Origin of the sequence: Streptomyces rectiviolaceus (assembly GCF_039533825.1) — a bacterium.
In the GTDB taxonomy this organism is placed as follows: Bacteria; Actinomycetota; Actinomycetes; order Streptomycetales; family Streptomycetaceae; genus Streptomyces; species Streptomyces rectiviolaceus.
In genome coordinates, this window is the sequence record NZ_BAAAUG010000010.1 from 1 (window position 1) to 12,516 (window position 12,516).

12 protein-coding genes are annotated in these 12,516 nt (G+C 67.0%); 7 read left to right on the forward strand and 5 right to left on the reverse strand.

All coding sequences use genetic code 11. The annotated features are described in order from the left end of the window. A partial coding sequence (locus ABD378_RS01420) for a single-stranded DNA-binding protein (protein ID WP_344518401.1) occupies window positions 1-466 on the reverse strand: 466 nt, incomplete at its 3' end. An 80-nt stretch (window positions 467-546) separates the two neighbouring features. Then, complete coding sequence (gene rpsF, locus ABD378_RS01425; protein ID WP_280887590.1) at window positions 547-837, reverse strand: 30S ribosomal protein S6; 291 nt, start codon at window positions 835-837, stop codon at window positions 547-549. Between the two features lie 276 nt (window positions 838-1,113). Between rpsF and ABD378_RS01430 the strand changes: the two genes are divergently transcribed. The 3 genes from ABD378_RS01430 (at window position 1,114) to ABD378_RS01440 (ending at window position 3,815) form a co-directional block, all read left to right on the forward strand. Continuing rightward, window positions 1,114-1,425, forward strand: a complete 312-nt coding sequence (locus tag ABD378_RS01430) for a hypothetical protein (RefSeq protein WP_344518402.1) — start codon at window positions 1,114-1,116, stop codon at window positions 1,423-1,425. Between the two features lie 146 nt (window positions 1,426-1,571). Beyond that, window positions 1,572-2,693, forward strand: coding sequence for a lipid II:glycine glycyltransferase FemX (locus tag ABD378_RS01435; protein ID WP_344518403.1), 1,122 nt, complete (start codon window positions 1,572-1,574; stop codon window positions 2,691-2,693). A gap of 90 nt (window positions 2,694-2,783) precedes the next feature. Then, window positions 2,784-3,815 (forward strand): alanine racemase, encoded by a 1,032-nt coding sequence (locus ABD378_RS01440; protein ID WP_344518404.1) that lies wholly within the window; start codon window positions 2,784-2,786, stop codon window positions 3,813-3,815. A gap of 128 nt (window positions 3,816-3,943) precedes the next feature. On the opposite strand, the gene ABD378_RS01445 is transcribed toward ABD378_RS01440, so the two are convergent. The 3 genes from ABD378_RS01445 to ABD378_RS01455 form a co-directional block, all read right to left on the reverse strand. Continuing rightward, window positions 3,944-5,491 (reverse strand): glycosyltransferase family 87 protein, encoded by a 1,548-nt coding sequence (locus ABD378_RS01445; protein WP_344518544.1) that lies wholly within the window; start codon window positions 5,489-5,491, stop codon window positions 3,944-3,946. Between the two features lie 133 nt (window positions 5,492-5,624). Then, window positions 5,625-7,901 carry a transglycosylase domain-containing protein gene (locus tag ABD378_RS01450; protein ID WP_344518405.1) on the reverse strand — a complete coding sequence of 759 codons (2,277 nt, stop codon included), beginning with the start codon at window positions 7,899-7,901 and terminating at the stop codon, window positions 5,625-5,627. Window positions 7,902-7,996: 95 nt separating this feature from the next. Next, the gene (locus tag ABD378_RS01455; RefSeq protein ID WP_344518406.1) at window positions 7,997-8,173 is read right to left on the reverse strand and encodes a hypothetical protein; all 177 of its coding nucleotides are present in this window, start codon (window positions 8,171-8,173) and stop codon (window positions 7,997-7,999) included. Between the two features lie 575 nt (window positions 8,174-8,748). On the opposite strand from ABD378_RS01455, the gene ABD378_RS01460 reads away from it, so the two are divergent. The 4 genes from ABD378_RS01460 (at window position 8,749) to ABD378_RS01475 (ending at window position 12,510) form a co-directional block, all read left to right on the forward strand. Further along, window positions 8,749-9,435 carry a PadR family transcriptional regulator gene (locus tag ABD378_RS01460; protein WP_344518407.1) on the forward strand — a complete coding sequence of 229 codons (687 nt, stop codon included), beginning with the start codon at window positions 8,749-8,751 and terminating at the stop codon, window positions 9,433-9,435. A gap of 59 nt (window positions 9,436-9,494) precedes the next feature. Next, window positions 9,495-10,577: an inositol-3-phosphate synthase gene (locus ABD378_RS01465; protein WP_344518408.1), complete on the forward strand. Its 1,083-nt coding sequence runs from the start codon at window positions 9,495-9,497 to the stop codon at window positions 10,575-10,577. A 101-nt stretch (window positions 10,578-10,678) separates the two neighbouring features. Beyond that, entirely contained in the window at window positions 10,679-11,935 is a 1,257-nt protein-coding gene (locus tag ABD378_RS01470) for an MFS transporter (RefSeq protein ID WP_344518409.1), read from the forward strand. A gap of 113 nt (window positions 11,936-12,048) precedes the next feature. Further along, entirely contained in the window at window positions 12,049-12,510 is a 462-nt protein-coding gene (locus tag ABD378_RS01475) for an LppU/SCO3897 family protein (protein ID WP_344518411.1), read from the forward strand. Window positions 12,511-12,516 lie beyond the last annotated feature (6 nt).

Below are 12,516 nucleotides of genomic sequence, written 5' to 3' on the forward strand. Positions count from 1 at the left end.
CGCCCTGCGGCTGACCGCCACCGGAGCCGCCGCCCCAGTTGCCGCCGCCCTGCTGCTGACCGCCGCCACCGCCGCCGAATCCGCCGCCCTGGCCGCCTCGACCGGTGGTCTTGGTGACCTTGGCCGTGGCGTTCTTCAAGCTGGCGCCGACTTCCTCGACGTCCAGCTCGTAGACCGTGCGCTTGACGCCCTCACGGTCCTCGTAGGACCGCTGCTTCAACCGGCCCTGCACGACGACGCGCATGCCTCGCTGAAGCGACTCCGCGACGTTCTCCGCCGCCTGACGCCAGACCGAGCAGGTGAGGAAGAGGCTCTCGCCGTCCTTCCACTCATTGGTCTGACGGTCGAAGGTGCGGGGAGTGGACGCGACACGGAACTTCGCGACCGCCGCACCGGACGGGGTGAAGCGCAGCTCGGGGTCGTCGACAAGATTGCCGACAACCGTGATGACGGTCTCGCCTGCCATGGGGGAACCTCTCGGCGGGTTTGCTGCTGGCTGCTTTTGCTGCTGCTACTCGGATCCCGAGTACCGCTGAGCTAAGAAGCTCAGTGGGTCTCGGGACGGAGGACCTTGGTCCGGAGGACCGACTCGTTCAGGTTCATCTGGCGGTCGAGCTCCTTGACGACCGCAGGCTCGGCCTGCAGGTCGATGACCGAGTAGATGCCCTCGGGCTTCTTCTTGATCTCGTACGAGAGACGACGACGGCCCCAGGTGTCGACCTTCTCAACCTTTCCGCTGCCCTCACGGACAACGGAGAGGAAGTTCTCGATCAACGGGGAGACAGCGCGCTCCTCGAGATCGGGGTCGAGGATGACCATCACTTCGTAGTGACGCATGTGGAACCCACCTCCTTTGGACTCAGCGGCCACGGTCGTTCCGTGGCAGGAGGGTCGTGATGCGTACGCAACGGTATCGGCAGCCACTGACAATCGGGCTCCCCGATCAGTAGACCGATCGGGAGTCCCTGCCATGGCATGGGCAGACACCGGTGCAGACGGTACAGAGTACCCGCACCTGGGCTTCCGGTTGAAATCCTGCGTCTGGCGGGCAGAATCTGTACACATCGGGTGTGTATGGCGCTACGGTGCGCCGCCTTACGCAGGAGGTGCCTCATGGCACAGACATTGCGACCGAACACCGCTGGTTCCCTCTTCGCCACGGACGGCAAGGCCCATCCCATGCAGGACACGCTGCTCGGCGTGACCCTGGTCCTGGGGGCGATCGCCTTCGTCTCGGCGATGTTCCACAACCTCCACCTGCTCAGCTCCTGGGCCGGCCTGGTGGGGATCGCCACGGGTGCGTGGGGACAGTTCATCTCTGAGACGACCCGCGAGCGCTTCGGCCTGATCCTCGGCCTCGGCGCATCGGCGGTCGGATTCTTCCTGGGTATGGCACACGGCGGGCTCTTCGGCGGGCTCTGGTAGCCACCCCTCGAAGCCCCCGCCGCGCATGGGCCGGGGGCCAAGGTTCCGTACGCCCAGACGGGGCGCTCTCGGGGCACAGTAGGCTTCGGCGCGAGAGCCGGAGCCCCTGTACCCATGGGGACACACCAGCCCGAGGAGCGCCCCGAATGAGTCTGACCCTGAGGACCATCAGTCGCGAGCAGCATCTGGCGTATATCCAGAGCCTGCCGTCGGCAAGTCATTGCCAGGTCCCGGCATGGGCGGATGTGAAGAGTGAATGGCGTTCGGAGAACCTGGGCTGGTTCGACGACCGGACCGGCGAACTCGTCGGTGCGGGCCTTGTGCTCTACCGGCAACTGCCCAAGGTGAAGCGCTACCTCGCGTACCTCCCCGAGGGCCCGGTCATCAACTGGTACGCGCCGAACCTGGACGACTGGCTGCAGCCGATGCTCGCGCATCTGAAGCGTCAGGGCGCCTTCTCCGTGAAGATGGGCCCGCCGGTCGTCATCCGGCGCTGGGACGCTCCCGCGATCAAGTCGGGCATCCAGAACCCGGATGTGAAGCGACTGCGGGACGTCGAGGCCTCGCACATCGAGCCGCGTGCCTTCGAAGTCTCCGACCGGCTGCGGAAGATGGGCTGGCAGCAGGGCGAGGACGGCGGCGCCGGCTTCGGTGACGTACAGCCGCGCTACGTCTTTCAAGTACCGCTGGCCAACCGCTCCTTGGACGAGGTCCTCAAGGGCTTCAACCAGCTGTGGCGACGCAACATCAAGAAGGCCGAGAAGGCCGGCGTCGAGGTCGTCCAGGGTGGTTACGAGGACCTCGCCGAATGGCAGCGCCTTTACGAGATCACCGCGGTCCGCGACAAGTTCCGTCCGCGGCCGCTGGGCTACTTCCAGCAGATGTGGCGGACCCTCAACTCCGAGGACCCCAACCGCATGCGGCTGTACTTCGCGCGGCACAACGGCGTGAACCTGTCCGCGGCGACGATGCTCGTCGTCGGCGGGCACGTCTGGTACTCCTACGGCGCGTCGGACAACATCGGCCGTGAGGTCAGGCCCTCGAACGCGATGCAGTGGCGGATGCTCCGGGACGCCTACGCGCTCGGCGCCACCGTCTATGACTTGCGGGGCATCTCCGACTCTCTGGACGAGACGGACCACCTCTTCGGACTGATTCAGTTCAAGGTGGGCACGGGTGGAGAGGCTGTCGAGTACATCGGCGAGTGGGACTTCCCGCTCAACAAGCTGCTCCACAAGGCGCTCGACATCTACATGTCGCGCCGCTGACCGCACCGACCCCGCACAATTCGCACAGCCACAAATAGTCTTCCTACCTCTGATACACCGCAGCCACGAGAAAGGTTCCGGGATCCGGCCATGGCGCTCACGCTCTATGTCGACACCGCGCGCTGGCGGGCACACCACAAGCACGTGCTGGAGCAGTTCCCGGGAATCGTCCCGGTCTGCAAGGGCAACGGCTACGGCTTCGGTCATGAGCGCCTCGCGGAGGAAGCGACCCGCTTCGGCTCCGACGTCCTCGCCGTCGGCACCACGTACGAAGCCGCCCGGATCAAGGACTGGTTCAGCGGTGATCTGCTGGTCCTGACCCCGTTCCGGCGGGGCGAGGAGCCCGTGCCACTGCCCGACCGCGTCATCCGCTCCGTATCGTCCCTGGACGGCGTACACGGCCTCGTGGGCGCCCGCGTCGTCATCGAGGTCATGTCCTCGATGAAGCGGCACGGCGTGAGCGAGCAGGAGCTCTCACAGCTGCACGCGGCCATCGAGGACGTGCGGCTCGAGGGCTTCGCGATCCACCTGCCGCTGGACCGCACCGACGGCTCGGACGCCGTCGAGGAGGTCATCGGCTGGATGGACCGGCTGCGTGCCGCCCGTCTTCCGCTGCACACGATGTTCGTCAGCCACCTCAAGGCCAACGAACTCGCCCGCCTGCAGCAGCAGTTCCCGCAGACGCGCTTCCGCGCGCGCATCGGTACGCATCTGTGGCTGGGTGACCACGAGGCCACCGAGTACCGCGGCGCCGTCCTGGACGTCACTCAGGTGACCAAGGGCGACCGCTTCGGCTACCGCCAGCAGAAGGCCGCCTCCGACGGCTGGCTGGTCGTCGTCGCGGGCGGCACGTCGCACGGCGTGGGCCTGGAGGCGCCGAAGGCGCTGCACGGCATGGTGCCGCGTGCGAAGGGTGTGGCCCGCGCGGGCCTCGCGACCGTCAACCGCAACCTGTCGCCGTTCGTCTGGGGCGGCAAGCAGCGCTGGTTCGCGGAGCCGCCGCACATGCAGGTCTCCATCCTCTTCGTGCCCTCGGACGCGCCCGAGCCGAAGGTGGGCGAGGAGCTGGTGGCCCATCTGCGGCACACCACCACGCAGTTCGACCGCATCGTCGACCGCTGATCACAGCCGGACCGACCACAGGCTGAAGGGCCGGGAGCGACAGTTGTCGCTCCCGGCCCTTCAGTCGTTCACGGCCCTCAGTCACTTCCGGCCGCCGGGCGGCCTGTTCGCTCAGGCGACCTGTTCGCTCAGGGTGAAACGTCGGTCGATCTCGTCCCCCACCGCACGTAGGTCCCCTCGGTGGAATGCACCGCGTGCCGCGGCGGATGGGCAGCCTGACCGAGGACGAAGACGTCCTTCGCGCCGTCCAGGACGCCCCCAGAGGGGTCGTCGTCGCCGGACCGCCGCACCGGGTCCCTCTCCGGCATCAGGATGTCGCGTACGACGACGGCGCACAGGTACAGCGTTCCCAGCAGGTGGACCACGATGACGAGTTGATAGCCCTCGGTCGGCAGGCCCTTGTGGGCGTCTCCGCTTGTCGTGTACGCGAGATACAGCCAGATCCCCAGGAAGTACGCGACCTCACACGCCTGCCAGATCAGGAAGTCACGCCAGCGCGGCCGGGCCAGCGCGGCGAGGGGGATCAGCCACAGGACGTACTGCGGTGAGTAGACCTTGTTGGTGAGGATGAACGCGGCGACCACCAGGAAGGCGAGCTGCGCGAAGCGCGGTCGGCGGGGCGCGGTCAGACCCAGCGCGCCGACCCCGAGACAGGCCAGGAGCATCAATGCCGTCGCCAGGGTATTGACCGTGTCCGTGGACAGCGGCTCGTCCATGCGCTGCGAGAGGATCAGCCAGAACGAGCCGAAGTCGACTCCCCGTTCCTGGCTGAAGGTGTAGAACTTCGCCCAGCCCTCGCGGATGTGGAAGCCCGTCGCGTCGTGCGTGATCATCACGGGCAGGTTCACCACGAGCCAGGCGCCCACCGCGGCCCCGGCCGTCATGCAGAAGGCCCGCCAGCGCCCCGCCCGCCAGCACAGGATGAGCAGCGGGCCCAGGAGCAGCGCCGGGTAGAGCTTCGCGGCGGTCGCCAGGCCGAGCAGGATGCCCGCGGAGAGCGTCCCCCCGCGCGCCCACATCAGCATCGCGGCGGCCGTGAGAGCAACGGCGAACAGGTCCCAGTTGATGGTGGCCGTCAACGCGAAGGCGGGTGCCAGGGCAACCATCAGGCCGTCCCAGGGGCGGCGCCGGTGGGTGCGGGCGACGCAGACGGCGATGACCGCCGTACAGGCCATCAGCATCCCGGCGTTGACCATCCAGTAGAACTTCTCCTGGTGCTGGATGCTGCCGCTGCCGGGTGTCAGCCAGGAGGCCACCTCCATGAACACGCCGGTCAGCACCGGGTATTCGAGGTACTCCATGTCGCCGGGCAGCTTGTCGAAGTAGGGCACGAGCCCCTCGGCGAAGCCGCGCCCCTGGTAGAGGTGCGGGATGTCGGAGTAGCAGGCATGCGTGTACTGGGAGCTCGCGCCCTGGAACCAGGCGCCGTCGTAACACGGCAGCTTCTGCACCATGCCGAGCGCGAACATCCCGATCGCGATGAGCGCGATGACGCGTACGGGAGTCCACCATGTCGCCGCGTAGAGCACTCTGCGGCCGATGGGTCCACCGATCAGCTCGCTGCCGGCCGCGGCGACCTCATCCTCCTTGGTCGGCCGTACGGGTTCCGGCGGTTGTGCACTAGTGGTCTTGTGCACGCTCGTGCGCGTCGTCTCTGCACTGGGCATGCCGCACATCCTGCCGTACGCACCTGAGAACACGGAGAGGGCCGCCACACCGGTGCGGTGTGGCGGCCCTCCTCAGCGTTCGGCGGCGCATGTTTCACGTGAAACCGTGCGTTTCACGTGAAACACACGCACGGGTCCCCGGTCAGCCTGACGGGCCGCCGAAGATGCCTCCGTTGCCGCTCCCGTTGTTTCCTCCACCGCCCGTGGGTTCGTCGGTGGCCGGTGGTGACTCCCCTCCGGTACTGCCGTCGGTGGTCCCGCCGTCCGACGTACCGCCGTTGTTGTTGCACTGCCAGTCCCAGTCGGCACAGGACTCGCCGGGATCGGGGCTCCCTGAGGGGCTCGGGGACGGCCCGGTGTCCGTGGGGCTCGGGGAGGGGGACTCCTCAGGCTCCTCGGTCTCCGACGGGGTCGGGCTCGGGGTCGGCGGCGGCGTCTCACCGACGACCTGGCCGATCGGCTTCGGGACCGGGAAGTTCTTCACAGGAGCGTCCTTGAGGGCCTGCTCCATGTAGTCCTTCCAGATCTGCGCGGGGAACGAGGCTCCGTGGATCTTCTCCTCGCCACCCGTGCCGAACATCTCCAGGAACTCTCGCTTCTTGTTCCCTTCGTTGTCGTCGAGGCGGTACATGCTGATCGCGGTCGACAGCTGCGGGGTGTAGCCGACGAACCAGGCGGACTTGTTGCCGTCGGTCGTACCGGTCTTGCCCGCCACCTGGCGGCCGCTCAGCTGGGCCGAGGTGCCCGTTCCCTTCTCGACTACGGTCCTGAGCACGTCGGTGACGTTGTCGGCGACCTCCGGGTCAAAGGCCCGCTTTGGCTTCGAATCGTGTTGGAAGACCGTGTTGCCCTTGTGCTCGACTTCCTTCACCGAGTACGGGTCGTTCTGCTTGCCGCTGGACGCGAAGGTGGAGTACGAGCCGGCCATGCGGATCGCACTCGGAGAGGACGTACCGAGGGAGAAGGACGGGTAATTGGCGCTGGCCAGGCTGTTCTCCTTGATGCCGGAGGCGATGGCCGCCTCCTTCACCTTGTCCAGGCCGACGTCCATGCCGAGCTGCACATAGGCCGAGTTGACGGACTCCCGCATCGCCTCGCGTAGGTCAATGTCGTAGGTCGGCGCGTTGTAGGACGCGTCGCCGTCGTTGGTCTGCAGCCACTCCTTGCCTTCCCTGTCCGTCCATACGCTGCCGTCGTAGTTCTGGATCTTGAGCTTGTTCTTGCCCTTGTACAGACTCTTCGGGTTGACGATCTTGCGCGTGCCCTCGCCTTGGACCTCAGCGCCGTTCGGGTCGCGGACCCCGTCCTTGAAGGCCGCTGCCAGCACGAAGGGCTTGAACGTCGAGCCGACCTGCGCACCGGTCTGGTCCGCGTTGTTGGTGAAGTGCTTGGTCGCGTCCTCACCGCCGTAGATGGCCTCGATCGCCCCGTTCTTGGGATTCACGGACGCGCCACCGAACTGGACGTGGGTGTCCTTGTCCTTGCGCAACTTGGGCTTGATCTTCGCCTTACGGACCTTCTCCACGGACTTCTCGAGTTCCTTGACCTTGTTCCTGTTGAAGGTCGTGTGGATCTCGTAGCCACCCTGCTGGAGGTCGTTGGCCGTGATCCGGCCGTCGCTGTTGTTGATCACGTACGCCTTGGCCAGGTCGACCAGATAACCGATCTGTCCGCCCAGCTGAGCGTTGGAGCGAGGGTTCTGCAGCCTCGGGAACTTCGTGTACTTGTTCCGGACCTCGGCGGTGAGGTGGCCGTCCTTGACCTCTTCGTCCAGGATCCACTTCCACCGCTTCGTGGCCCGCTGAGTGTTCGCGTCCTTCGAGGCGGCGGGGTCGACCTCGGGATAGCCCGCCGGGTCGTAGTACGTGGCGCCCTTGAGCACCGTCGCCAGGAGCGCGCACTGGCTGGGGTTCAGGTCGCTGGCGTCCTCGCCGAAGTAGGCACGGGCGGCGGCCTGGATGCCATAGGCCCCACGGCCGTAGTAGGCGGTGTTGAGATACCCCGCCATGATGTCTTCCTTGGAGACCTGCCGGCCGACCTTTATGGAGATGAAGAGCTCTTTGAACTTGCGCGTGAACGTCTGCGACTGGTCGCCCAGGCGCGCGTTCTTCACGTACTGCTGGGTGATGGTCGAGCCACCCTGGGTCTCCCCGCCCTTGGCCATGTTGACCAGGGCACGGGTGATGCCCATGGGGTCGACGCCCTTGTCGTCCTCGAACGTCTTGTTCTCCGCCGAGATGACCGCGGTGCGCATCTCCTTCGGAATGTCCTCGAAGTCGATGATCTGGCGGTTCGTCTCACCACCGGTCGCAACCATCTGCTTGCCGTCGGCCCAGTAATAGACGTTGTTCTGCGCCTTGGCCGCTTCGTCGACCTTCGGCACCTCCACCAAGGCGTACGCGATTCCCGTGACCGCCATCAGGCTGCCGAGGAACCCGACGAACAGGCCGGCGACCAGACGCCAGGACGGAACCCAGCGCCGCAGACCGTCCTTCTCCGCACGCGGGTAGTCGATCAGGCGCTTCTTGCGGGGCTCATGGCCCCCACGGCCTCGGCCACGGCCCGGCCCGTTCGGGCCGCCACCACCGCGCCGACCGCCGCCACCAGCGCCTCCGCGCCCGGCACCGGACCCGTCGGCTGCTCTGCGTCGGCCTCCACCGGCACCGACAGCGCCACTGCGCTGCGCGGCACGACGCGCTTCGGCACGGCCGCCGTAGGAACGGTCCCCGTCGTCAGGGGCCCCCGATCCGTGCGAGCCGGTTGAGGAAGTGGGCGATCCAGTGGCGCCACGCGGTGCCGCGCGGCGGCCGGACGACGCGCCTGGGACGCCGCGTCTGGCCGCGGCGCGTCCGCCGCCCTGCGGCTGCGGCGGTTTGCGACGGTGCTCGCTCATCGAACGATTACTCCTCGGGCAGGCGCGGGTATCCGCGCCTGGAAACGGCGGCTGGTTTCCGGTCCCCCCGAAGTACGGATGCGCCCTTCCCAGCGCTCATCCGCACTACACCAGGGACAACGACGCCCTCAGGCATCACTTGGTTCCCGGCGGTCTGCATGGCGCACAGACTACGCACCGTCAAAACCCTCGTAGGACCGAAGTTCACCCCAAATCAGGCAAGTTACTTCCTACGAATCGGTGATGTGACGCCGTTCACCGTTTCCCCTCTTGCCCCAACAGGTAGGCCGTTCTATCGTCTCGATGTATCGAGTCGATACATCAGCTCGGCATAAAGTCCGTGTCGACAGACGCTGGCAGACGGGAGGCGAAGATGAGCAGACGCTCCGGCATCCTCGAGTTCGCCGTGCTCGGCCTGCTGCGCGAGTCCCCGATGCACGGCTATGAGCTGCGTAAACGGCTCAATACATCGCTGGGAGTGTTCCGCGCCTTCAGCTACGGGACGCTCTACCCCTGCCTCAAGACGCTGGTCGCCAGCGGCTGGTTGATCGAGGAATCGGGCGGCACCCCCGAGGAGGCCCTCGCGGCTCCCCTCTCCGGGCGCCGCGCCAAGATCGTCTATCGGTTGACGGCAGAAGGTAAGGAGCACTTCGAGGAGCTGCTCTCACAGACCGGACCCGACGCGTACGAGGACGAACACTTCGCCGCCCGCTTCGCCTTCTTCGGGCAGACATCGCGGGACGTACGCATGCGGGTGCTCGAGGGGCGTCGCAGCCGCCTCGAGGAGCGTCTGGAGAAGATGCGCGCCTCCCTGGCCCGTACCCGGGAGCGCCTGGACGACTACACGCTTGAGCTGCAGCGGCACGGAATGGAGTCCGTGGAGCGCGAAGTGCGCTGGCTGAACGAGCTCATCGAGAGCGAGCGAGCGGGGCGGGACCAGCAACGGTCCGCCCCGGACAGCTCCGCTCAGCACGACAGCACATCTGGGGAGTCGGGCGGCCTGCCCCGGCGGCGGGAGACCAACCCGCCGCCGGATCCGTCCGATGACACCGCCAAGTGAGGCCCCGCGGTCCGCAGGGTCTCATCCGGAATACACAGATCACACAGGGAGCAACCGGAATGGGTTCGGTTCGCGTAGCCATCGTCGGCGTGGGCAACTGCGCCGCCTCGCTGGTCCAGGGCGTCGAGTACTACAAGGACGCAGACCCGGACGCCAAGGTCCCGGGCCTGATGCACGTCCAGTTCGGCGAGTACCACGTCGGTGATGTCGAGTTCGTCGCCGCCTTCGACGTCGACGCCAAGAAGGTCGGCCTCGACCTCACGGACGCCATCGGCGCCAGCGAGAACAACACCATCAAGATCTGCGACGTGCCGAGCAAGGGCGTCACCGTCCAGCGCGGCCACACCCTCGACGGCCTGGGCAAGTACTACCGCCAGACCATCGAGGAGTCCGACGAGACCCCGGTCGACGTCGTCCAGATCCTCAAGGACAAGCAGGTCGACGTTCTCGTCTGCTACCTGCCGGTCGGTTCCGAGGACGCCGCGAAGTTCTACGCGCAGTGCGCCATCGACGCCAAGGTCGCCTTCGTCAACGCCCTCCCGGTCTTCATCGCCGGCACCAAGGAGTGGGCCGACAAGTTCACCGAGGCGGGCGTCCCGATCGTCGGCGACGACATCAAGTCGCAGGTCGGCGCCACCATCACGCACCGTGTGATGGCGAAGCTGTTCGAGGACCGCGGTGTCCGTCTCGAGCGCACGATGCAGCTCAACGTCGGCGGCAACATGGACTTCAAGAACATGTTGGAGCGCGACCGCCTCGAGTCCAAGAAGATCTCGAAGACGCAGTCCGTCACCTCGCAGATCCGCGACCGCGACATGGGCGCCGACAACGTCCACATCGGCCCGTCGGACTACGTGGCGTGGCTCGACGACCGCAAGTGGGCGTACGTGCGCCTCGAGGGCCGCGCCTTCGGTGACGTCCCGCTGAACCTGGAGTACAAGCTCGAGGTCTGGGACTCCCCGAACTCGGCCGGTGTCATCATCGACGCCCTGCGCGCCGCGAAGATCGCCAAGGACCGCGGCATCGGCGGCCCGATCCTCTCCGCGTCCTCGTACTTCATGAAGTCCCCGCCGGTGCAGTACTTCGACGACGAGGCGTACGAGAACGTCGAGAAGTTCATCAAGGGCGAGGTCGAGCGCTAGCGAGACACAGAGGGGCGCGCTAAAGCTCGCCGCTCGAACGTCTGTTGAGGGTCCCCGGGCAATCCGCCCGGGGACCCTCCTCGTATGTGAGGCTGTGCCCCATGGCTGTCGTCGGTGACCTGCGCGTACTGCTGCGCCTGCGGGACTTCCGGCGTCTGCTCGCCGTGCGGCTGATCTCCCAGGGCGCGGACGGCGTCTATCAGGTGGCCCTCGCCACGTACGTCGTCTTCTCGCCGGAGAAGCAGACCTCGCCGGCCGCGATCGCGTCCGCGATGGCGGTGCTGCTCCTGCCGTACTCGCTGATCGGCCCCTTCGCCGGCGTACTCCTCGACCGCTGGCCACGCCGTCAGGTCTTTCTGTACGGCAACGTGCTGCGGGCCGCCCTTGCCTCGGTGACCGCGGTGCTGATGCTGAGCGGCGTGCCCGACTGGCTCTTCTACGTCTCCGCGCTCTGCGTCACGGCCGTCAACCGGTTCGTCCTCGCCGGGCTCTCGGCGGCGCTGCCGCGCGTGGTCGACGCCGAGCGCCTGGTGATGGCCAACTCCCTCTCACCGACCGCGGGAACGCTGGCCGCCACCGTGGGTGGCGGTCTCGCGTTCGCCGTACGCCTTGCGGGCCCCGACTCGGACGCGGCAGTGGTCCTGCTCGGGGCCGCCCTGTACCTCTGCGCGGCGCTCGCCTCGCTGCGGATGGCCCGTGAACTCCTCGGACCGGACCCGGAACTGGTGCAGCCCCGGATAGGCGCCGCACTGGCCGGCACGGCGCGAGACCTGGCGGCCGGGGTGCGGCATCTGTCGCAGCGGCGCCCGGCCGCCCGCGCGCTCCTCGCGATGACGTTCATGCGGTTCTGCTACGGCGCCCTGTCGGTCATGGTCCTGATGCTCTGCCGGTACGCCTGGTCGTCCTCGGAGTCCGACGGGCTTGCCCTGCTCGGGCTCGCCGTGGGCGTCTCGGGGGCGGGCTTCTTCGCGGCGGCCGTGGTGACGCCCTGGGCGGTGAACCGACTGACAACCGGCGGTTGGATCGTCGCCTGCGCGGGGGCGGCGGCGATCCTGGAACCGGCGCTGGCCCTCCCCTTCACACCTGTGCCGCTACTGGTCGCGGCCTTCCTGCTGGGCCTGACGACCCAGGGAGCGAAGATCGCCACGGACACGGTGGTGCAGTCAGCGGTGGACGACAGCTTCCGTGGCCGGATCTTCTCCGTCTATGACGTCTTGTTCAACGTCGCCTTCGTCGGCGCGGCCGGAGTTGCCGCCCTGATGCTGCCGCCTGACGGGCGATCGGCTCCGCTGGTGGTCACGGTGGCCGTTATCTACGCAGCAATTGCTGCCGCTATGGCCAGATTTGACGCACAGTAAGTGTCACATCAATGCCACAGAGCCTCTCTGGGCTACAGAGATGTCACTGCATCCCTATAACTTACGGACGTCGTATCCGCGCCATCGCGCTTCCGTTCGAGGGGGAACCCCAAGTGACTACTCCGCCCCAGGGCCAGAATCCGTACGGCCAGGGCGTGCAGCCGCACCCCGGCCAGCCCGGCCAGCCCACCGTTCCGCAGCAGCCCTACCCGCCCTACAACCAGGGCGCCCCGATTCCGCCTCCGGCCGCTCCGAGTGGGCGCGGCAAGAAGCTCATGCTGCGCATCGGTGGCTTCATCCTTGTCGCCATCATCATCGCTGTCGTCAAGTGGCAGCTGGGCAAGAGCGACGCGGAGACCACAGCCGTCGGTGACTGCCTGCACAACAAGGGCACGCAGTCCGCGCCGGACCTGAAGAACACTGACTGCTCTTCGAGTGACGCCGAGTTCGAGGTCATCGAGAAGTTCGACAACACGAGCAGCGTCAGCAAGTGCGACGCGGTCAAGGGGACCGAGGTCTCCTACTACCAGACCGGCGGCAGCCACGATGTGGTGCTCTGCCTGAAGAACAAGTAGCGGCAT